The following is a 19,437-nucleotide window of genomic DNA, read 5'->3' on the forward strand; positions in this document are numbered from 1 at the left end:
TTGGCGGGTGCGGCGTGATTACGGGCATGAAACCAAAAACCATCTCGTTGGTTCCCGCAGCCTGTATGAAATTTCGGCGCGGATCGGCGGGAGCCGTCGGGCACCGTTTCGCGTTGCATCTTTGCCGATCCCCGAGGTTAAAACGGGGCGGTCAATTTTCAGGGAGTACCTATCGCTCATGTCGCTCGGTCAGCAACTCGCACCGCATCTTCCCTTCCTGCGGCGCTACGGCCGGGCCTTGACCGGCAGCCAGAGCCATGGCGACCGCTATGTCCGTGCCACGCTGGAGGCGATCGTCGCGGCACCCGACCAGTTTCCGCGCGATGTCGATCCGCGGCTGGGCCTCTACCGCATGTTCCAGGGCATCTGGACGTCGGCTAACTATGACGAGATGGAGGATCACCTCGGCAGTGAGCTGGACGGTGCGGAGGCGGTGACGCGTGCACGCCTGTCGCGGATGACGCCGCTGTCGCGCCAGGCACTGCTGCTGACCGCGATGGAGGGCTTCACGCCGGAGGATGCGGCCTATCTGATCGACGTCGATCCGGACGAGGTCGACGCGCTGGTCGCCGAGGCGCTGAGCGAGATCGAGAAGCAGACGCGGGCCCGCGTCCTGATCATCGAGGACGAACCGATCATCGCGATGGACATCGAATCGATCGTCCGCGACCTGGGCCACGACGTCACCGGCGTTGCCGTGACCCGCGACGAGGCGGTCGGGCTGGCGATGGAGGATCGCCCGGGACTGGTACTGGCCGACATCCAGCTGGCCGACGACAGCTCGGGCATCGATGCGGTCAAGGACATCCTGGCCGAGTTCAAGGTGCCGGTGATCTTCATCACCGCCTTCCCCGAGCGGCTTCTGACGGGCGAGCGGCCGGAGCCGACGTTCCTGATCACCAAGCCGTTCCAGCGATCGACCGTTAAGGCGGCGATCAGCCAGGCGCTGTTCTTCGACCAGACAACGGTGCCGGCCGAGTAGGCGGCGACCGTCGCGGGGCCCCCGTCGGGATTTTTCCGGCGGGGTCCGCACGGTTACGGACCCAAAACGAGTTTCGAAGGTTGAAGCGTGATGGCTGATCCCAACGACCGCACCCACCTGTCCACCGACGAGGCCCGCGCCGGAGCGACGCCGCACATGACGCGGTATATCCTGCCGATCTCGCTGGCGCTCATCATCGTGATCTTCGCGGTACTGGTATTCCGTTGAGCGCATTGACCGGCCAGGGCGGGTTGGAAAGCCGCGCCCTTATGCCTATTTTGGCCGAGCGCGGTCTTCGCGCCGAGCCTCAAGATCGGACGAGAATGACTGAGCCCATGTCGCGCGACGACGCAGCCGACAGCCTGGACGTCGACGGCGAGGATGTCTCGCCGGTGGAGCATGTCTCGCTCTCCGACCCTGAATTCAAGAAGCAGCTGGCGCAGGTGATCCCCCACCTGCGCGCGTTCGGCCGATCGCTGTCGGGCAGCCGCGATCTGGCGGACGACCTGGTGCAGGAAACCCTGCTTAAGGCATGGGCCGCACGCAAGCGGTTCCAGGCCGGCACCAACATGCGTGCCTGGACCTTCATCATCCTGCGCAACCTGTACCTCTCGCAGATGCGCCGTGCCCGGTTCAAGGGCGAGTGGGACGATCTGGTCGCCGACCGGATCCTTGCGGCACCGGCCAGTCAGGATCGACACGTCGAACTGGGCGACATGCAGCGCGCCTTGATGCACCTGCCCCAGCCGCAGCGCGAGGCGCTGATTCTGGTGGGCGCGGGCGGCTTCGCCTACGAGGAAGCGGCCGAGATCTGCAACGTGGCGGTCGGCACGATCAAGAGCCGGGTGGCGCGCGGGCGCGTCGCTCTCGACGCGCTGCTGACCGACGGCGCCCTGCCCTCGCGTCGCAGCCACGAGGTCGATCCGAACAAATCCGCGCTGGACTCGATCATGGGTGATGTCGACCAGCTCAGCCGCGGGCGTTAAGCGTCCGAGAGCCAGCGGTCGTCCGAAAGACTTTTCGAGGTAACAAGCGCGCTGAAGCTGCGCTTAATGCGGACGATTGTCCCGGTTCAGCTTCCTGAGCAACTCGGCCATATCGTCCGGCAAGCCCGCACCCGCCGGAAACGCCCCGCGCAGCGCGGTGCCGACATCGTCGGTGACCCGCGGCGGCCGCACGATCTGCTCGCCGCCGGCGCGATCGATAAAAAGGGACGCGGACGTCATCATGCAGTCCACAACGTCCCGTATCGTCATTCGTTGCGGTGATTCGCCGTTCTTCCCCGGTTGGCGTCCGTGTGCGAGGCGCGTACGTCATCGGCGATGACGGTGACGATGACGACCGAAGATGCCGCGCGGCGGCTGAACGATGCCGTGGAACGGGCGACTCTGTACTCGCCGTTCCTGGCGATGATCGCCGATCGCGAGCCCGCAATCGTCGCGGAGGCACGAGCGGGCCGGATCGACCTGAACCCCGTCATCGACCCCGATATGCCGGTCGCACGGGCGCTGCGCATCGCCCGCCGTCAGATCGCGCTGGGCGTGGCGCTGGGCGACCTGGCCGGCATCCTGGACCTGACCGCGGTCACCGGCGCGCTGACCGCCTTTGCCGACCGGGCCCTCGACATGGCGATCACGGCGGCCATCGTGGAGCGCTATCCCGGCGAGGAGCCCCGCGGCTTCGCGGCGATCGCCCTCGGCAAGCAGGGATCGCACGAGCTGAACTACTCGTCCGACATCGATCCGATACTGCTGTTCGATCCGGCCACCCTCCCCCGTCGTGCGCGCGAGGAGCCGGAGGAGGCCGCGGTGCGGATCGGCCGGCGGGTCGTCGAACTGCTGCAGGCGCGCGACGGCGACGGCTATGTCCTGCGCGTCGACCTGCGCCTGCGTCCCTCGCCGGAGGCCACGCCGATCGTGCTGCCGGTGAACGGCGCGATCGCCTATTACGAAAGCCAGGCGGTGGCGTGGGAGCGGGCGGCGTTCATTCGCGCACGCGCCGCGGCGGGCGATGTGGCGCTGGGCGCGACGTTCCTGGCGGCGATCCGCCCCTTCGTCTGGCGGCGAACGCTGGATTTCGGCGCGGTCGGGGAGATCAGGGCGCTGTCGGCGCGGATTCGCGATCATCATTCGCAGGGACAGTCGCTCGGCCCCGGCTATGATCTGAAGCGTGGGCGCGGGGGCATCCGGGAAGTGGAGTTCTTCGCCCAGATCCACCAGCTGATCCATGGCGGACGGGACGCGGTGCTGCGAGCGCCGGCGACGCGCCACGCGCTGACCGAACTCGCGATCGCCGGTTGGATCGATGCCGACGATGCCGGGGCGCTGGCCCAAGCCTATACGCTGCTGCGCACGATCGAACACCGGGTGCAGATGATCGACGACCGCCAGACCCATCGCCTGCCGACCGGCGATGCGCTGGACGGCGTGGCGCGGCTGCATGGATGGCAGGATGGCGGTGCGCTGGTCGAGGCGCTGCGACCACATGTCGAGCGGGTCGGGTCGGTGTACGACGCACTCGACGATCGTCGTCGCCCGGCGCTGGCCGTCCATGCGGAGACGCTGGAGCAGATGCTCGCATCGCGGGGCTTCGACGCGGCCGGCGCGGCGAAGCGGATCGCAGTGTGGCGCAGCGGCGGCTATCCCGCGCTGCGCAGCCCCGCCGCGCGCGAGGCGCTGGAGGCGGTGCTGCCGGTGCTGATCGAGGCGCTGGCCGCGGCGCCGGATCCGGACCAGTCGTTGCTGAAACTCGACCGCATGCTCGAGCGGATGTCGAGTGCGATCAACATCTTCCGCCTGCTGGAGGCGCGCCCGGGACTGGCGGAGCTGCTCGCCCGGCTGCTCGCCCATGCGCCACCGCTCGCCGACGAGCTGGCGCGGCGGCCGGCGCTGATCGACGGGCTGATCGATGCGAGCGCGCTGGACGGGATCGACGAGGTCGGCACGCTGGTCGCCGCCATGCGCGGCGGCGACGTGGCCGATTACGGCACCCGGCTGGATCATGTCCGCCGCGTGGTGGGCGAGGCGCGGTTCGCCCTGGGCGCGCAGATCGTCGCCGGCACGGCCGATCCGCTGGCGGTCGCCGCCGGCTATGCCCGGGTCGCCGACGCGGCGGTGCAGGTGCTGGCCGATGCGGCGATCGACGAATTCGCGCTGGCGCATGGCCGGGTGCCGGGCAGCGAACTGGTGATCCTGGCGCTGGGGCGATACGGCGGCGGCGCGCTGACCCATGCGTCGGATCTGGACCTGATCTATCTGTTCACCGGCGATTTCGCGGCCGAGTCGGTGGGACCAAGGTCGCTCGGTGCGACGCTGTACTACAACCGGCTGGTCAGCCGGGTCACGGCGGCACTGTCCGTCGCGACGGCGGGCGGCGCGCTGTATCAGGTCGATACGCGGCTGCGGCCGTCCGGTGCGCAGGGCCCGCTGGCCGTGTCGCTCGACAGCTTCGCGCGGTATCAGCGGCAGGATGCCTGGACGTGGGAGCATATGGCGCTGACCCGTGCGCGCGTGGTGTACGGTTCGACCGACGCCCGCCTTGCGACGCAGGCGATCATCGACGACGTGCTGAACGGCGCGCGGCCGCCCCGCGACATCGTGGCCGAGGCGGCGACGATGCGGGCCGAGATGGCGCGGCACAAGCCGCCGCGCGGCAGCCTCGACGTGAAGCTGTCGCCGGGTGGCCTCGTCGATCTGGAGTTCGCGGTCCACGTCCTCCAATTGACCCGCCGCACCGGGTTCGACCCGGATCTGGGCGGGGCGATCGATTCGCTGGCGGCGGCGAGGCTGGTCGCGCCGTCGCTGCGCCAGGCGCACGACCTGCTGACCCGGTTGCTCGTGACGCTGAGGCTGGTGGCGCCGGACCTGGAGCCGCCCGGCGGCGCCACGCAGGTGCTGGTGGCGGCGGCCGTCGGCCTGCCCGGCTGGGACGCGGTGATTGCCAGCGCCGATGCCGCCCGGCAGGAGGTGCAGGCGCAATGGGCGCGACTGGTGGAGGCATGATGAACCAAGGCGATCCGATTCCCACGGCGCACGTCGTCGACGCCGGCGGCCAGCCGGTCGATCTCGCCAAACTGGCGGGGCCGCTGGTGATCTATTTCTATCCGAAGGACGATACGTCCGGCTGCACGCGCGAGGCGCAGGATTTCACGGCGGCGGCCCGCGCCTTCGCCGCCGCAGGGGCGCGGGTGATCGGCGTGTCGCCGGACTCGCCCGCGTCGCACGCGAAGTTCGCGACGAAGCACCACCTGACGGTCGAACTGGCCAGCGACCCCGATAATGCGGCGGCGATGGCGTTCGGCGTATGGGGCGAGAAGAAGCTGTACGGCCGGACCTATATGGGTGTCGAGCGTGCGACTTTCCTGTTCGGGGCTGACGGCATGCTGGTGCAGGCTTGGCGAAAGGTGCGCGTCCCCGGCCATGTCGAGGCGGTGCTGGCGGCGGCGCAGGGGCTGTAATGCCGACCGCCCCCGACCTGCCGGAGACGCTGGCCGGGGCGTGCCGCGCCGTATTGCTGACCGCGGATCCCGCCACCAAGGTCCGCCTGGCGCGGGCGACCGCGCGGGCGTGGCGCCGCGGCCGGCTGACGCATCGGTTCGACACGGCGATGCCCGACGCGCCTGCCCGCCCGGAACGCCCCGAACTGCTGCCGCCCAACCGCATGCCGAAGCGGGGCCGTGGCGGGTCGGAGCGGGGGCGCATCGCACTGCTCCACGCGCTGGCGCATATCGAGTTCTCCGCGATCGATCTGGCGTTCGATGCCGCCGGCCGATTCGGCGCGCTGTTCCCGCGACGGTTCGTCGACGACTGGATCGGGGTGGGCGCGGACGAGGCGATGCACTTCGCGATCCTCGACCGGCGGTTGCGTGCGCTGGGATCCGGTTATGGCACCATGCCCGCGCATGCCGGCTTGTGGGAGGCGGCGGCGGAAACGGCGCACGATGCCGCCGCCCGCATGGCGATCGTGCCGATGGTGCTGGAAGCGCGCGGATTGGACGTGACGCCCGAGACGGTCGCCCGGTTCGAGGCGGCGAGCGACGTGACGAGCGCGCGCATCCTCCAGCGCATCTTCACCGACGAGATCCGCCATGTCGGCGTGGGCACGAAATGGTTCGGCTTCCTGTGTGCCGATGCCGATATCGCCCCCGCACCGCACTGGCAGATGCTGGTCCGCCGCCACTTTCGCGGGCCGATTAAGCCACCGTTCAACGACTCGGCGCGCGAGCGTGCCGGTCTGACGCTAGACTATTACGGTCCTCTTGCCGCGTTAACCTCTTCCGGGTCACACCAGCCTCGTTGAAGCGCGGTGGGGCTGCGAATCAGCAAGGATTGGCCAAGTAGGCCTCGCCAGCGGGCGGGACCAACGGTGTTGTGCGGGGTTCGATGAACAACCAACTGCTATCGGTCGTGGCTCTGGTCGCCACTTTGGTGACGACGCAGGCGACTGCCCAGACGGTCCGCCACGCCGCGCCGGCCACTGCCGCGGAGGGTGGCGAGTACATCCCCGTCCCCGGTGCCGAAGCCGCCGCCGACCTGAAGGCGGACAAGGAATTCAAGACGCTGTTCCAGACCTGGAAGAGCTTCGACGGCGGTCTGGGTCGCGGTGCGATCGCCATCCCGTCGGTCCAGCCGGTCGCCTCGCTGAAGTTCACCAGTAATTTCGGCATCCGTTCCGATCCGTTCCGCGGCACCGCGGCGATGCATGCCGGGGTCGACATTCCCGGTCCGGTCGGCACCCCGATCTATGCCACCGCCGACGGCATCGTCGCCAATGCCAGCTGGCGCGGCGGATACGGCAACCTGGTCGAGGTGAACCACGGCAAGGGTATCGCCACCCGGTACGGCCATCTGTCGAAGATCCTGGTCGCCGACGGTGCCCGCGTCACCCGCGGCCAGTTGATCGCGTTGATGGGATCGACCGGACGCTCGACCGGCCCCCACCTCCATTACGAGGTCCGGATCGATGGCCATGCCGTCAACCCGCTGCCGTTCCTGACCACCGCCGATTATCTGCTGGCGGCGCAGGATCAGGCCGTGCGCGAGATCCCCGTGTCCAGCGACGGACCCGCTGCACAGGATTGATGCGGTAGCCTCACGAGGGTGAGGTGCTCGGCCGAGCAGGCCGGATCAAGCATGCTTATGGGGCGTCAGGCGCCCCGCCGCAGCCGGTAGATGCTGCGGCAGTACCCGTAAACGGGCACGCCCTGCCCTTTCCTTCGACCGCGGGAGAGGTTGGCGAACGTCTCGCGCAGGCGGGTATCCAGAACCGCGCGACTGACCGGCGATAATCCCACCGCGCTCCGCGTTCTGGCGTTCGCCCGGAGCACGGCAGATGGCATCAATCACAAGCGACTTTAGCAGACATCTCGCGAAAGCGATCTCCGGTCCGCATATGGTCGCGGCTCCGCCATTGCCTCCTGGCTAGCTCCAGCCTGAACCGGAAGGCCATCGTGCATCGTACGATCGGACAGATCACCGATCCCCAGACGCCCTAGCAATCGTTATTGCCGCGGCAGTGAGTACGGAAAAGTCGGGTATAACGAGCGTCGACGAGGCCGTTCGGCCCCGACCTCAACCCTCGACGATCTCCGTGCCGGCTTCACGGGCGCGTTTGCGTTCGGTGAACCAGATGCCGATGATCGCCAGTTCATAGAGGAGGATCAGCGGAACGGCGAGCAGCACCTGGCTCATCAGGTCGGGCGGGGTCAGTACCGCGGCGACGGCGGTCGCGCCGACGATCGCATACCGGCGCGCGGCGATCAGGCCCTTGCGCGTGACGATACCCGCGCGTTCCAGCAGCATCAGCAGCACCGGCAGCAGGAACGACAGGCCGAAGCCGAACAGGAACTGCATGATGAACGACAGATAATTGCCGATCGCCGGCAGTGCTTCTCGCTTCACGCCACCGACAACGCCGTCGAAACCGAGGAGGAAGTGCAACGCCATGGGAATCGCGACATAATACGCCATCGCCGCGCCCATCAGGAACAGCACAGGCGTCGCGAACAGGAAGGGCAGGAGCGCTCGCTTCTCCTTGCGATACAATCCCGGCGCGACGAATTGCCACAGCTGGTTGGCGATGACGGGAAAGGCGAGCATCATCGCGGCGAAGAACGCGACCTTCACCTGGACGAAGAACGCCTCGAATATCTCGGTATATATCAGCGTTCCTTGTCCGGCACGCAGCAGCGGCTGGACGAGGAAGGCGAAGATCGTCTCGGAAAAGTAGAACGACACGCCGAACGTGACGATCAACGCCGCGATGCAATACAGCAGGCGACGACGCAGTTCGAGCAGATGATCTAAAAGCGGTGCCTTGCTGTCGTCGATCTCGCTCACGATGCGGCCCCTTCGGAGCGATGCGGCGCATCGTGCGGTGCGGGAACGATGTGGGGCTTCTCGACCGTCACCGGATCGGACGTGGTGTCGTGCAGCTCCGGATGATGGCCGGTTGCCGGCGCGGGGTCACCGCCGTCCGTCGCAGCGGCCGGAGCATCGGCATCCGGCGACTGATCCGGCTGCGGATGTTCGCGCATGATCCGCTCGTTCTCGGCGGCCCAGCGCTTCTCCATCTCCTCCAGCTCGGCCTCGCGGACCATCTGGTCGAAGCCGGAGCGGAACTGGCGGGCGACGCCACGGGCACGGCCGACCCAATAGCCGACGACCCGCATCGCCTTGGGCAGATCCTTCGGGCCGATCACGACGAGCGCGACGAACGCCACGAGCAACAGCTCGCTCGAATCGATATTGAACATTCAGCCGCGCCTGTGCGCCAGAGGCAGGATCAGCGATCGTCGCGGACGCGCTCGCCCTCTCGGTCGAACGCCGGCTCGGCGCGGGTCTGCGCCTCGATCCGCTTGGCGGACTTCGTCGATTCGTCTTCCTCCGCCATGCCCTTCTTGAAATTCTTCACGCCCTTGGCGACGTCGCCCATCAGGTTGGAGAAACGGCCGCCGCCCAGCAGCAGGATGGCGACGATGGCGAGAACGAGCAGGTGGATCGGGCTGAAGCTGCCCATAGCGCTTACTCCTGGAAGATATGATCGTATCTAGGCGTTCCCGCCGGGCATTGCCAGCCGATCCGCGACATTGCTTGCGGCTAGCAACGTATCGCGACGGGCGATGGCTTCGCCGGCGTCGCCCGGCCTCGATCTGGCGACGACTGCCCGTGCCAGCCGGTGCTCGGCCAGCGTCGTCATCGGCCCCAGCCGCGCGGCGATCCGCAAGGCCTCCGCCGGCGCAACATGGCAACAGAGCGCCAGGTCGCAGCCGGCGGCGATCGCCGCGACGGCCCGCTCCTCGATCGGCCCGGTCAGCGCATCCATGTGCAGGTCGTCCGACAGGAGCAGCCCGTCGAAGCCCATGGTGCCGCGGACGATCCGGTCGATCACGGTCGGCGACTGGCTGGCCGGCCGCCCGGCATCCCAGGCGGTATAGACGACATGACCGATCATGGCGGCTGGCGCGCCCTGCCCCGCCACCCGGCGGAACGGCGCCAGATCGATCGCGAGGGCGTCGGCAGTCGCCGTCACGACCGGCCGCGCGCGATGAGCGTCGACAGTGGCCCGGCCATGCCCGGGCAGATGTTTCAGAATGGCCACGACCCCGGCCGAAGCCATCCCCTCGACCAGGGCACGGCCGAGTGCCGCGACGGACAACGGATCCGCGCCCAACGTTCTGGCGGCAAGCCCGGCCTCGGTGTCGAGATGCCCGAGGTCGAGCACGGGTGCCGCGTTCATGGTGATGCCGACACCGGCGAGAACATGGCCCAGTGCCTCGCCATTCGCGCGGGCGGCCTGGATCGCGGTCATCGGCGCCTGACGGTACGCCGCCGCGAAACGCGACGCGCCGGGAAAAGCGGGCCAGTGCGGCGGCCGGAGCCGGGCGACGGAACCGCCCTCCTGATCGATCATCACCGGCAGGTCGGCCCGGCCCGTGACGGCACGCAGATCCGTCGTCAGCGCAAGGAGTTGCGCCGGGTCGACGATGTTGCGAGCGAACAGGATGAAGCCGGCAGGATCCACCTGCCGGATCATCGTCCGTTCCTCGTCGGTCAGCACGGGCCCGGCGATGCCGAGGACGATCGGGCTCATGCCGCAGCCGACGCTCCACGCCGTAGCACGATCAGCTCGCGACGAAGCACGCCTCGCCCGCAACGCGAAGCCGGCCGCAAAGCTCGGCGGCCTGGTTCGAATTGCCCGCGTCGACGCGCAGGCGGTAGAGGGTCTTCCCCTCCCGCGCGACCGGCTGCACCGACTTGGTCAGCGGCGCCAGATAGCCGAAGCGCTTGGCGAACCGGTCCCAGGCGGCATTCGCCACCGCCTCGCTGGGATAGGCGCCCAGCTGGACCAGCGATCCGCCGCGGCCGGCGGCGGCGTTGACCGGCCGGTCTGCCGTGAGCGGTGCGGCGGCAACGAGCTTGCCGCCACGCTCCGGCACCTGTGCGACCACGTTGCGGCCGGCCTCCGGACCCGCTGCCGCTGTCGGCGCGATCTGGGGCGTGACGTTCACCGGGGTTTCCGGCACCGCGTTCAGATCGATGGCCCCGGTGCCCGCGTCCTTGCCGGCGCTGGTGGCGATCGCGGTGTCGCCCTCCCCCTCGACCTTCAAGCCGCCCGGTTCCTCCGGCCGCACCTTGTAGGGGCCGACCTCGGCCGGGATCAGCTGCCCGGTGCCCGCACGCTCGCCGCCCTGAAGCCTGACGATCATCAGCACGATTCCGGCCAGCACGACCAGACCGACCACGACCATCGCGATCGTGCGACCCCAGGCACGCTGCGGCTCCTCGTCCGGCTCCACCGTCTCGAGCCAAGGCAAGCGATCCTCGTCGCGCAGGAACCCGTCGTCGCGCATCAGTTCATCTCCGACACGGCCTCTACGCCCATCACGCGCAGGCCGTTGCGGATGATCTGCCCGACACCGGCGGCCAAGAAAAGCCGCGCGCGCGTCGCCTCCGGATCTTCGACGACCAGGAACCGGCGGTCCGGCCGATCATTGCCGACATTCCACAACGCGTGAAAGCCAGCTGCCAAGTCATAGAGATAGAAGGCGATCCGATGTGGCTCCCGGGTTGCCGCGGCGGTTTCGACGACACGGGGAAACTGCGCCGCCAGCTTGACGAGCACCAGCTCGTCCGTCTCCAAACGGGACAGATCGGCCTCACCCTGCTCGATTCCGGCCTCGGCGGCACGACGGTGGAGCGAGGCGATGCGCGCATGAGCATACTGGACGTAGAAGACCGGATTGTCCTTCGACGCCTCGACCACCTTGGCGAAATCGAAATCCATCTGCGCGTCGGCACGCCGGCTCAGCATGGTGAAGCGGACGACGTCCTTGCCCACCTCGCGCACCACATCGGCCAGGGTGACGAAGTTACCCGCCCGCTTCGACATCTTCACCGGCTCGCCGCCGCGGAGCAGACGGACCATCTGGATCAGCTTGACGTCGAACCGCTTGGCGCCCCCGGTCAGCGCGGCCACCGCGGCGACGATCCGCTTCACGGTGCCCGCGTGATCGGCACCCCAGATGTCGATCAGCTGGTCGGCCCGCTCCGCCTTCTGGAAGTGATAGGCCATGTCGGCGCCGAAATAGGTCCATTGCCCGTTCGACTTGCGGATCGGCCGGTCCTGATCGTCGCCAAAGGCCGTGGAGCGGAACAGCGGCAGCTGCACGGGCTCCCAATCGTCCGGCGTCTCGCCCTTGGGCGCTTCCAGTACGCCGTCATAGACCAGGTCGCGGGCCCGCAGCTCCGCCTCCGCCACTTCCGGCTTGCCGGTGGCCTGCAGCTCGGCCTCGGACGCGAAGACGTCGTGATGGATGCCGAGCAGCGCCAGATCGGCACGGATCAGCACCATCATCGCCGCCACCGCGCGGGTGCGGAACGGCACCAGCCACTCCGCCTCCGGCGCCGAAACATAACGGTCGCCGAACTCGGCCGCGAGCGCCTGGCCGAGGGGGACGAGGTAATCGCCGGGATACAGCCCCTCGGGGATCTCGATCGTCTCGCCCAACGCCTCGCGATACCGCAGATGGACGGAGCGGGCGAGAACGTCGACCTGCGCACCGGCGTCGTTGACGTAATATTCGCGGATCACGGTCGATCCCGCGAACTCCAGCAGGCTCGCGAGAGCATCGCCGACCACGGCGCCGCGGCAATGCCCCATATGCATCGGGCCGGTCGGGTTGGCCGACACATACTCGATGTTGACGGTGGTGCCCCTGCCGGACTGCGACCGGCCGTAATCGTCGCCGGCCGCGTGCACCGCATCGAGCTCCGCCCGCCAGCTATCGTCGGTAAGCATCATGTTGATGAAGCCGGGGCCGGCGACATCGACCCGCGCCACGTCGGGCAGCATCGCCAGTTCGGCGGCGAGCGCATCGGCCAGGTCGCGCGGCTTCACCCCGGCCGGCTTGGCCAGCACCATCGCGGCGTTGGTCGCGAGGTCGCCGTGAGAAGCGTCGCGCGGGGGCTCGACCGTCACGTTGCGGCGATCGATTCCGGCCGGCAGCACCCCGCGCCCGGCAAGGATATCGAGCGCGGCATCGATGTGCGCGGCAAAGCGGGTGTAAAGCGTCATGGACCGTCCGTGGTTGGGAAGCCCCCGGCCTTAGCGGAGTTGCACGCCGCCCTCAAACCCCGGTTGGTCCGACCGGTCATACGATTGCATCACCTGCAATCGCAGCGGGCGGCTTTGCAGTTGCCGGTATTGCTGCAGCGCAATATTCCGATGCCAACGACATAAAGAGGACACCTGATCGACATCACGCCATCATCAGCGAGGATAACGATCATGCGCACCATCATCTTCACCCGCGTCGTCGCGCTGTGCACCCTGGCCCTGGTGGGTACCGCCGCACGCGCCGCCGAGGGCGAGAAGTCCTTCGTGCACGAGGGTTATACCTATACCTACACGACGTCGCAGGACGCCGCCGGCCGTACCGTCATCGACGGCCAGCGCCTGCCCGACAACAAGGACTTCCATCTGGTCGTCGACAATGGCCGCGTCGCCGGCCGCTCGGGCAGCAGCGCCGTCACCTTCCGCGTCGCCGATGCCAAGGGTGCCGCCACCGGTGCATCGGGCAGCATGATCGCGATGGGTCGCTGATCCGATACGGTTTCCCGGCCTGTCCCCGTTGAGTAACGGGCAGGCCGGGGGACGATGCGGATCCCGGGCGCCGCGGGATCAGAACCCCTCGGGCATTTCGACCGGGCCGACCACTTTGCGGTACTGGCCGATCGCGTACCGGTCCGTCATCCCGGCGATGAAGTCCGCGATGTGCCGGCTGCGGTCCGGCTCCGCACTGGGCAGGCGTGCCGCCCATTCCGCCGGCAGCGCCGCCGCATCCGCCCGGTAGGCGGCGAACAGTCCCGACACGACATCGTGCGCCGCGGCGGCGGCGGCCAGCTGGACCGGATGATGGTACAGGTTGGCGTACATGAACCGTTTCAGGTCCCGCTCCTCGACGCGCAGGCCATCCGAAAACCCGACCAGCGGGCGCCCGGCGGCGCGGACATCGTCGGCATCGGCGATGTCCGCCTCGGCGATCCGCCGCCGCGTCTCGGCGATCAGGTCGGTGACCATCGCGCCGATCTGGCTGCGCACCAGCTCGCGGGCTAGCCGATCGCGTGGCGCGTCGCCGTGCCTCTCCTCGACCTCGCTCCAGACCCGCTCGACAAGCGGCACGGCGAGCAGCTGATCCAGGGTGAGCAGGCCGGCGCGCAGACCGTCGTCGATATCGTGATTGTCATACGCGATGTCGTCGGCGATCGCCGCAACCTGCGCCTCCAGCGACGACCAGCGCGTCAGATCGAGCGCGTGGTCCGCCTCCACGGCGGCGAGCGCCCAGCCGGGATGGCGGACGGGGCCATTGTGCTTGGCCAGTCCCTCCAGCGTTTCCCAACTGAGGTTCAGGCCGTTCCACCGTGGATAGGGCCGCTCGATCTCGGTCAGGGTGCGCAGCGTGTGGCCGTTATGGTCGAATCCGCCCTGACCGGCCAGCGCAGCCTTCAGCGCGTCCTCGCCCGCATGGCCGAACGGCGGATGGCCGATGTCGTGCGCCAGGCACAGCGCCTCGGTCAGATCCTCGTTCAGGCCGAGCGCGCGTGCGATGGCGCGACCGATCTGCGCCACCTCGATACTATGGGTCAGGCGTACCCGGAAATGATCGCCGTCAGGGGCCATGAACACCTGCGTCTTGTGGCGCAGTCGACGGAAGCTGATCGAGTGGATCACCCGGTCGCGGTCGCGCTGGAACGCGTCGCGCGGGCCGCGGACACCGCCATCGTCCTCATCGTGGCGGCGGCCACGGCTTCTGGCGGGATCGGCCGCCCATGGCGCCCGACCGCTCGTCGTGCCGCTCACTTGGTCGACAGGCGCGTGACGGGCTGGCCGGCGTCGCTGGTGAAGGCGTAGCTGGACACCCCCTCCTTGGCGAGCTTGTTGACGAAGGCGCGCGCCTCCGCATCGGTCTTGAACGGGCCCGTGAGAACGCGGTTGGTGGCGCGCAGCGGCGTCGTATAGCCCGATCGGCCGGCGAACGCGGCGGGCGACTTCGCCCTGGCACCGCTCCACGCCCGGGCAAGGTCGCCCTCGTTGGCGCCGCTGGCGACCTGCACCCAGATGCGTGACGGATTGGCCCTGGCGGCCTTCTTCTCGGCCGCGGCCTTGTCCGCCAGCGCCTTCTTGTCGGCCGCCGCCTGCTTCTCGGCGCGGGCCTTGCGATCGGCGGCACGCTTCTGCGCGGGCGTCAGGACGGGCTCTTCCACGGCGGCAGCCACCTTCGCACCGCGCTTGCCCTTCGCCGCCGGGGCGGGATCGTCGGCGGCGGCATCGCCGGTCAGCCGGGCGGCGACCGCGCGGCGGACCGCAGTGTCTCGCGCCTCCTTGATCGACGCGCCCGCCTCGACGCGCTTGCCCGCGGCGGAAACGGGTGCGTTGGCGATGGCGGCGGGGATGGTGTCGGTCTGTGCCGATGGATCCGCGACACCCAGTTCCGACGCCGGGATGGTCAGGCTGGCGACGATCCGTGCGAGCACGGCATCGGCGCGGCGGGTCGCGGCGTTCGACTCGACCGGGGCGACGCTGGTCGGCGGAGCGGCTCGCGGCGTGACGGCCGCGACCTGCACCGGCGGGCGCGCACGCACCGGCGCGGGCGCGGGTGGCGGCGTGACGGGCACGGACTGCACCACCTCCTGCCGGGGTGCCATGACGATCGCGGGTTCGGTCCGTACCGGGGCCGACGTCACCAGCGGCCGCGTCGCTACCGGAGCGGCGGCGACCGTGGTCGGCTGGGTACGTACGGGCGCCGCGACCACGGGGGCGGTGGTCGCCATCGGTGCCGCTGCGGCCACGACCGGCGCAGCGACGCGCGAGCCGCGCCGGCGATTTGCCGAGCGGATGTCACGCGTGGCCGGCATCGGGGTGACGGCCGCGACCTGCACCGGCGGGCGCGGCTCGCCGGGCAGCGCAGGCAGCGTCGGCGCCAGCTTCGCATCCGCAAGCCGTTCCGGCGTCGGATAGATCTCGCCGAAATGAACGGCGAACGCCCGGTCGACCGCGGACAGGCCGGGCAAGCGGGTGAAGAACACGCCCAGCCCCTGCGCCAGTTGCGGCGGCATCATCGTCGTCGCGATCTTGTTGGCACCCGTCGTGTCGCCGGTCATCGCGAGGATGAAGGCACGCGCGCGCCAAGCCGCCCGGTCCTGCCGGCGGATCAGCGGATCGAGCAGGTCGAGCGCCTCCGCCTGCCGGCCGGAGATGCCGAGCGACAGGGCATAGCGCCGGACCGTCTCGTCCGCCCGCGTCGCGGCGAGAGCGGTGCGATAGTCGCGCTGCGCCCGCTCCTGCTGCCCGATCAGGTCGTACGCCAGGCCGCGATCCGCGGCGTAGGTCGCCGCCGGAAGGCCGCTGCGCTCCGCCTGCTGAAAGAAGCGGAGCGCCTCGCCCGGACGTTCCGAGCGGACCAGGATGGAGGCCATGCCGGCTTTGACGCGGCCGTCGCGCGGATCGATCTTGTCCGCGCGCGCATAGAGCGCGGCCGCGCCGCTGAGATCGCCCAGCTTCAGCGACAGGTCGCCCGCGGTCGTCAGCGCCGTCAGGTCGCGCGGGTTGGTCGCCAGCTGGCGCATCTGCGCGGCGAGCAGATCGGCATCGGTCTGCTCCAGTGATTGGACCATCGCCTGCGCGGCGAGCGGCGACGAAAGCGTCGTCGCGGCGAGGGCGATGGCAAGCGAGGTCAGGCGGTGCGAGTGCGGCATGGGTCAGCCTGATCCTACAGCCGAGGGAAGGTGAACGGACAATGCACCGTGGCAGCCGCCGCGACGAACCGGGGGGCGCCAGCGACGAACCATGCCGATGATGCATGGGACACGTGGGTTGAGGCGACGCATCCGGGAAAGCGGTGGCGCTTCATGAACGATGGAGGTCACGCCAGAATAGCCGGACGTCATTACCCGCGCGAGACAGTCGGCCGCGCGCAAGGCAGGCAACCCAAGGACTGGCCATGGCGATCGTCGCCCACAAAGGCAACGACGCCTGTCGTGACGATCACCCCGGCACGGGTCCATGCGTATCGATCGTCGGTCGCACCGGCATCGCTGCGATGCGGTCGACGATCAGGAATTGCTCTGTCGATGAAGGAACCGCGGGATGTCGAGCGGCTCGGTACCGGGCTTCTCCTCCTCCCGCGGCGCGCCGCGGGCGGCGTTCGACATACGCTCGAACAGGGTTCCGCCCAGCTTCACGCGGGGGACCGGAGCCGCCTCCGGCGCGGGTGCGGCCTCGCTGCCGGGCGCGACCCAGCGGCGCGGAGTCGCCTCTTCGGCGGGTGCCGCCGGTGTCACCGGTGCGGCGGGTGCGGGCTGGTAGCCGCCGTTCGTCTCCGGCACCATCGTATCGGCACCCAGCACCAGCTCGTCGTCGGACGATGCCGCCTCGCGCGGCGGCTCTGCCGGGACGGCCGCTGCCGGGGCCGGCGGCGCGGCGGGCGCCGGCTGCGGATCGGTGCTGGGCCGGAACGACGGCGTCTCGTCGGTGCGACGGGCGCCGGAGAAGCTGAACGGCTGCGATGCCGGGGCAGGCGCGGCAGGTGCCATCGTCCGTTCCACCGCCTCGATCCCGGTCGCCACGACCGAGACGCGGATCTTGCCCTCCAGTTCGGGATTGAAGGCCGAGCCCCAGATGATGTTGGCGTCGGGATCGACCAGCTCGCGGATGTGGTTCGCGGCCTCGTCCACCTCCAGCAGGCGCATGTCGTCGCCGCCGGTGATCGAGATGATGACGCCCTTGGCACCCTGCATCGACACGCCGTCGAGCAGCGGGTTGGCGATCGCCTTCTGCGCCGCCTCCAGCGCGCGGTTGTCGCCCGACGCCTCGCCGGTGCCCATCATCGCCTTGCCCATTTCCTGCATCACCGAGCGGACGTCGGCGAAGTCGAGGTTGATGAGGCCCGGCATGACCATCAGGTCGGTGATGCCGCGCACGCCCTGCTGCAGCACCTCGTCCGCCATGCTGAACGCCTCCTTGAAGGTGGTGTTCGCGTTGGCGATCAGGAACAGGTTCTGGTTGGGGATGACGATCAGCGTATCGACGAACTTCTGCAACTCCTCGATCCCGCCATCGGCGGCCTTGGAGCGACGATTGCCCTCGAACGCGAACGGCTTGGTGACGACGCCGACGGTCAGGATGCCCATGTCGCGCGCCGCCTTGGCGATGACGGGGGCGGCGCCGGTACCGGTGCCGCCGCCCATGCCGGCGGCGATGAAGACCATGTGGCAGCCCTCGAGCTGCTTGGCGAGCGCGTCGATCGTCTCCTCGGCGGCGGCGCGGCCGATCTCGGGACGGGCGCCGGCGCCGAGCCCTTGCGTGATCTTGGTGCCCAGCTGGATGCGGTTGGGCGCGGTCGACTGCTTCAGCGCCTGCGCATCGGTGTTCGCGACCAGGAAGTCGACGCCCTGCACGTCGGCACGCATCATGTTCGCGATCGCGTTGCCGCCCGCGCCGCCCACCCCGATCACCGCAATGCGCGGGGTCAGCTCGTCGACCTCGGGGGCCAGGAATTCGATGCTCATCGCCGTGTGTCTCCGCCCGTATCCGACCGAAGAACGCTGGCCGGACCCATCATTAACGCTATCTACCGTGTCATTCGTCCGCCGCCACCACAAAACGGCGGCGAAGCGCCAGTACGGTCAATAATTCGCCCGTGCCGCCTGGATCAGCTTGCGGAAAAGTCCCATCCCGCCGCTCGGCCGCATCACCGTCTGCCCTGCGGGCGCCAGACTGCGCAGGTCCACCGGGTCGGTCGCCGCATAAAAGGCCAGTCCGGCCAGCGTGGCGAAGGCGGGTCCGCCATGCGCCTCCGGCAATCCGGTCAGCCCGCGTGGGCGGCCCAGCCGCACCGATCGGCCGAGCGCCTGCTGCGCATAGTCAGCGATCCCCTTCAGCTCGGCCCCACCGCCGGTCAGGACCACCTGGCGCCCGACCGGTCCCTCGAACCGCAGATGCGCCAGCGCCTTGCGGATGTCGCCCATCTGATGTTCCAGCCGCTGGCGGATCACACCGATCAGCTGCGCCTTGGTGATCTGCACGCCGGCATGCGCATCGTCCTCGGCCGCGATCGGGGTCACCGGAATCATGTCGTGATTGTCGCGGGGGGACGCGTTGGCGGACCCGTGGAAGCACTTCATCCGCTCCGCCTGCTGGCGCCGCGTGCCGAAGGCCGAGGCGATATCGTCGGTGATGTCGGCGGACCCGGTCGGGATCGAGCACAGCCCGACCAGCATGCCGCCGGCGAACAGCGAGACGTTGGTGATCCCCGCGCCGATCTCGACCAGCGCCACGCCCAGCTCGCGTTCCTCGTCCGACAGGCAGGCGAGCCCGGTCGCGACCGGCGAGGCGATGATCGACTTCACCTCCAGATGGGCAGAGCGGACGCACAGGTCGAGGTTGCGGACCGGTGACCCGTCGGCGGCGACGACGTGGATGTGCACGCCCAGCTTGTCGGCATGCAGCCCCAGCGGCTTCTTCACGCCGGTCAGCCCGTCGAGCGTGTAGAGCGCGGGCTGCGCGTGCAGCACCATGCGGCCCTGCGGATCGATCGACTGGCGACCGGCGGCGAGCAGGGCGTCGATGTCCTGCTGCTCGACCTGATGGCCGCCGAGTTCCACCTCGACCTCGGCCACGTCGGACACCAGGCCGCCGGCGGAAAAGCCGACCCACACATTCTCGATGTTCAGCCCGGCGATCCGCTCCGCCTGTTCCACCGCCTCGCGCACCGCGGCCTCGGTCGCGGCCATGTCGGCGATATAGCCGCGCTTCACCCCGCGGCTTTCGCGCTGCCCGGTGCCCAGCACGATCAGCTCGCCCCCGTCGCCCTTCTTCGCGATCATCGCCGACACCTTCGACGACCCGATGTCGAGTGCGGTGATCAGCCCTTCCGGTGCAGCCTTTGCCATGTTCCG

General features: G+C 69.2%; 19 protein-coding genes. 8 read left to right on the plus strand and 11 right to left on the minus strand.

Going from position 1 to position 19,437, the window contains the following annotated elements; all coding sequences use genetic code 11:
* Positions 1-178: 178 nt before the first annotated feature.
* From ABC319_RS06655 to ABC319_RS06665, 3 genes are all read left to right on the plus strand, one after another.
* On the plus strand, positions 179-982 hold the full coding sequence (locus ABC319_RS06655) for a response regulator (RefSeq protein ID WP_413069466.1): 804 nt from the start codon (positions 179-181) through the stop codon (positions 980-982).
* Between the two features lie 90 nt (positions 983-1,072).
* Positions 1,073-1,210 carry a hypothetical protein gene (locus ABC319_RS06660; RefSeq protein WP_413069467.1) on the plus strand — a complete coding sequence of 46 codons (138 nt, stop codon included), beginning with the start codon at positions 1,073-1,075 and terminating at the stop codon, positions 1,208-1,210.
* Positions 1,211-1,317: 107 nt separating this feature from the next.
* Positions 1,318-1,968, plus strand: a complete 651-nt coding sequence (locus ABC319_RS06665) for a sigma-70 family RNA polymerase sigma factor (RefSeq protein WP_413071637.1) — start codon at positions 1,318-1,320, stop codon at positions 1,966-1,968.
* 63 nt (positions 1,969-2,031) lie between these two features.
* Here ABC319_RS06665 and ABC319_RS06670 read toward each other — a convergent pair whose 3' ends face one another.
* Positions 2,032-2,208 carry a hypothetical protein gene (locus ABC319_RS06670; protein WP_413069468.1) on the minus strand — a complete coding sequence of 59 codons (177 nt, stop codon included), beginning with the start codon at positions 2,206-2,208 and terminating at the stop codon, positions 2,032-2,034.
* Positions 2,209-2,316: 108 nt separating this feature from the next.
* Between ABC319_RS06670 and glnE the strand changes: the two genes are divergently transcribed.
* The 4 genes from glnE (at position 2,317) to ABC319_RS06690 (ending at position 7,062) form a co-directional block, all read left to right on the plus strand.
* Positions 2,317-4,983 (plus strand): bifunctional [glutamate--ammonia ligase]-adenylyl-L-tyrosine phosphorylase/[glutamate--ammonia-ligase] adenylyltransferase, encoded by a 2,667-nt coding sequence (gene glnE, locus ABC319_RS06675; protein WP_413069469.1) that lies wholly within the window; start codon positions 2,317-2,319, stop codon positions 4,981-4,983.
* The gene (locus ABC319_RS06680; RefSeq protein ID WP_413069470.1) at positions 4,983-5,438 is read left to right on the plus strand and encodes a peroxiredoxin; all 456 of its coding nucleotides are present in this window, start codon (positions 4,983-4,985) and stop codon (positions 5,436-5,438) included. The genes glnE and ABC319_RS06680 overlap by 1 nt, the downstream gene beginning before the upstream one ends.
* Entirely contained in the window at positions 5,438-6,280 is an 843-nt protein-coding gene (locus tag ABC319_RS06685; protein WP_413069471.1) for a ferritin-like domain-containing protein, read from the plus strand. The genes ABC319_RS06680 and ABC319_RS06685 overlap by 1 nt, the downstream gene beginning before the upstream one ends.
* Positions 6,281-6,363: 83 nt before the next feature.
* Positions 6,364-7,062, plus strand: coding sequence for a M23 family metallopeptidase (locus ABC319_RS06690; protein ID WP_413069472.1), 699 nt, complete (start codon positions 6,364-6,366; stop codon positions 7,060-7,062).
* A gap of 489 nt (positions 7,063-7,551) precedes the next feature.
* Here ABC319_RS06690 and tatC read toward each other — a convergent pair whose 3' ends face one another.
* The 6 genes from tatC to argS are packed head-to-tail and all read right to left on the minus strand — an operon-like array spanning position 7,552 to position 12,556.
* Positions 7,552-8,319, minus strand: a complete 768-nt coding sequence (tatC, locus tag ABC319_RS06695) for a twin-arginine translocase subunit TatC (protein WP_413069473.1) — start codon at positions 8,317-8,319, stop codon at positions 7,552-7,554.
* A complete protein-coding gene (gene tatB, locus ABC319_RS06700) occupies positions 8,316-8,735 on the minus strand; it encodes a Sec-independent protein translocase protein TatB (RefSeq protein WP_413069474.1) in 420 nt (139 codons plus the stop codon). The genes tatC and tatB overlap by 4 nt, the downstream gene beginning before the upstream one ends.
* A 29-nt stretch (positions 8,736-8,764) precedes the next feature.
* The gene (locus ABC319_RS06705) at positions 8,765-8,998 is read right to left on the minus strand and encodes a twin-arginine translocase TatA/TatE family subunit (RefSeq protein ID WP_413069475.1); all 234 of its coding nucleotides are present in this window, start codon (positions 8,996-8,998) and stop codon (positions 8,765-8,767) included.
* Positions 8,999-9,028: 30 nt separating this feature from the next.
* Entirely contained in the window at positions 9,029-10,072 is a 1,044-nt protein-coding gene (nagZ, locus tag ABC319_RS06710; RefSeq protein ID WP_413069476.1) for a beta-N-acetylhexosaminidase, read from the minus strand.
* Between the two features lie 31 nt (positions 10,073-10,103).
* On the minus strand, positions 10,104-10,832 hold the full coding sequence (locus tag ABC319_RS06715) for an SPOR domain-containing protein (protein ID WP_413069477.1): 729 nt from the start codon (positions 10,830-10,832) through the stop codon (positions 10,104-10,106).
* Complete coding sequence (gene argS, locus ABC319_RS06720) at positions 10,832-12,556, minus strand: arginine--tRNA ligase (protein ID WP_413069478.1); 1,725 nt, start codon at positions 12,554-12,556, stop codon at positions 10,832-10,834. The genes ABC319_RS06715 and argS overlap by 1 nt, the downstream gene beginning before the upstream one ends.
* Before the next feature lie 213 nt (positions 12,557-12,769).
* Here argS and ABC319_RS06725 point away from each other — a divergent pair, with 213 nt between their 5' ends.
* The gene (locus ABC319_RS06725; RefSeq protein ID WP_413069479.1) at positions 12,770-13,084 is read left to right on the plus strand and encodes a hypothetical protein; all 315 of its coding nucleotides are present in this window, start codon (positions 12,770-12,772) and stop codon (positions 13,082-13,084) included.
* A 78-nt stretch (positions 13,085-13,162) separates the two neighbouring features.
* On the opposite strand, the gene ABC319_RS06730 is transcribed toward ABC319_RS06725, so the two are convergent.
* The 4 genes from ABC319_RS06730 to ftsA form a co-directional block, all read right to left on the minus strand.
* Positions 13,163-14,341, minus strand: coding sequence for a deoxyguanosinetriphosphate triphosphohydrolase (locus tag ABC319_RS06730; protein ID WP_413069480.1), 1,179 nt, complete (start codon positions 14,339-14,341; stop codon positions 13,163-13,165).
* Positions 14,338-16,236 carry a CHAT domain-containing protein gene (locus tag ABC319_RS06735; RefSeq protein ID WP_413069481.1) on the minus strand — a complete coding sequence of 633 codons (1,899 nt, stop codon included), beginning with the start codon at positions 16,234-16,236 and terminating at the stop codon, positions 14,338-14,340. The genes ABC319_RS06730 and ABC319_RS06735 overlap by 4 nt, the downstream gene beginning before the upstream one ends.
* A 357-nt stretch (positions 16,237-16,593) precedes the next feature.
* The gene (ftsZ, locus tag ABC319_RS06740) at positions 16,594-18,048 is read right to left on the minus strand and encodes a cell division protein FtsZ (RefSeq protein ID WP_413069482.1); all 1,455 of its coding nucleotides are present in this window, start codon (positions 18,046-18,048) and stop codon (positions 16,594-16,596) included.
* A 117-nt stretch (positions 18,049-18,165) separates the two neighbouring features.
* A complete protein-coding gene (ftsA, locus tag ABC319_RS06745) occupies positions 18,166-19,431 on the minus strand; it encodes a cell division protein FtsA (RefSeq protein WP_413069483.1) in 1,266 nt (421 codons plus the stop codon).
* Positions 19,432-19,437 lie beyond the last annotated feature (6 nt).

The organism is Sphingomonas phoenicis (assembly GCF_047238005.1).
Lineage (GTDB): Bacteria > Pseudomonadota > Alphaproteobacteria > Sphingomonadales > Sphingomonadaceae > Sphingomonas.